The organism is Hymenobacter daeguensis (assembly GCF_054780555.1).
In genome coordinates, this window is record NZ_BAAGWC010000074.1 from 1 (window position 1) to 536 (window position 536).

Annotated in this window: 1 protein-coding gene; it reads right to left on the minus strand. The window is 59.7% G+C overall.

The window, feature by feature from the left end:
- The coding region (locus tag ACYVHT_RS23340; RefSeq protein WP_460557813.1) for a hypothetical protein at positions 1-536 on the minus strand (536 nt) is incomplete at both ends.

Below are 536 nucleotides of genomic sequence, written 5' to 3' on the forward strand. Positions count from 1 at the left end.
AGCGTGGTGTAAGCCGTGGTGTAGTAGCCCACGCTGCCGGTGGGCACGTACAGGTCGTTGTAGTTGCTGGTCGGCGCATTGGTCACGTAGTACAGGCCGTACTTGGTGGTAGTGCTGCCACCCGTGCGCGTGATGTTCACAATGTTATTGCGAATGTCGGCGCTCACCCCCGAGCTGTAGATGCCGTAGGTCGTGCTCGTACCCGTGGCCGTCTGGTCATCGGAGTTGATAGTGTTGTTGTAGATGCGGCTGAACGCCGAGCCCGAGCTGTAAATCAAGTACTGCGAGCCGTTGCCGTTCATGTTATACAGCACGTTGTTGACCACGTCCACCGTGGCCGTCGCCGTCGGGGTCGTGCCGTTGCTCAGGTAGATAGCGTAGATTGAGTTAGTGTTGGTTAGGCTGCCCGTGAAGGGGTCGTGAATCTTGTTCTTCTCCAGCGCCAGCCCCCGCGAGGAAAAGCTGTAGAGGCCGTAGAACGTGCTGCCGTTGGTGCGCAGCGGCCGCGACACGTCGTTGCCGACGAACTGCGCCCC